Source organism: Commensalibacter communis (genome assembly GCF_947179015.1).
Lineage (GTDB): Bacteria > Pseudomonadota > Alphaproteobacteria > Acetobacterales > Acetobacteraceae > Commensalibacter > Commensalibacter communis.
Genome location: NZ_CAMXCM010000024.1, coordinates 1 through 1,158, shown reverse-complemented (window position 1 = coordinate 1,158; position 1,158 = coordinate 1). Strand labels below are relative to the sequence as shown.

The 1,158-nt window shown below is 43.6% G+C and carries 1 protein-coding gene; it reads left to right on the top strand.

What is annotated here, in order from left to right; genetic code table 11:
- Positions 1-1,158: collagen-like triple helix repeat-containing protein (locus PQG54_RS12250; protein WP_271807736.1), on the top strand; the 1,158-nt coding region annotated here is incomplete at both ends.

Genomic DNA, 1,158 nt, shown 5'->3' with positions numbered 1-1,158 from the left:
AAGATTGAAGGTGGTAAGATTATTATTTTACCGTCTGGTTGTTTAGGAACGACGGAGATTGATTTACAATGTAAATCGCCGACTGAGTCTGTATTTTATCAATTTTCGATGGCCAATCGGATGGCATCTACAGACAGGATTTTATGTGTTGTTGCGTCTCCGAGCTCTTCTGATGAGACGGTTGTGGTTGATCAAACCAGTGTATCTGGTCAAACGTTTAAAGTTCGGATTAGTGGTGGAAGAATTAATACCAAAGTTGGGATTAATTTTACGGTAACGACGGCGTTGACGGAAGTTCTTACGTTTGTTGCGACGTTACCGATATCGCCATCTGGTATTATCGGAGAGGGTGAAAATGGCTCTTATGTGATTGGGAACGATGGTCCTCAAGGAGAGCAAGGTAAGGCTGCGAGTATTGAGGTTGGCAAGGTGATTGCTTCTGAGGCTGGTGGCCTTGCTGTGGTTAAGAATACTGGCACAGCATATGATGCTGTGTTTGACTTTATCCTTCCTCGTGGTGAACAAGGTCCCCAAGGGGTTCAAGGTATCCAAGGTGAGCAAGGGATCCAAGGTATTCAGGGTATCCAAGGGATACAAGGCGAAGCTGGCACTCAAATTCTAACGTCTAATCGTGATCCAGTTCGTGATGATGCGGGCAAGAACCTTGTATGGTTAAATACGGCAACGGGTGATTTATTCGAAACGAACCCTGTTGGAGAGAACTTGTATGCGTGGGACAAGATTGGCAATTTAAAAGGCGAAGCTGGCAGCGTTATTTACAGTGGCACTTCAGATCCTGTTTATAACGAGATTTATAAAACCAGTGATTTGTATTTTAATACGACCAGCAGCGACTTGTTTAGCTTTAATAAGACCCAATGGATTAAGTTAAGTAACTTAAAGGGAGCTTCAGGAGCACGAGGATCGTTATGTTTTTTTGGATCAGAAGCCCCAGTTGTCTCATCACATTATAAAGAGCTAGACAGCTATATTAATACGAAAACTTTTGATTTTTTTGTATTTAATGGCAATAACTGGCAACCATCAGGTAACATCAAAGGTGCCCAAGGTCTTCAAGGTGAACAAGGTGCTCAAGGGCCTCAAGGGCTGCCTGGTCAAGATGGTGCAACGGGTGCGCAAGGTGATAAAGGTGAGCGT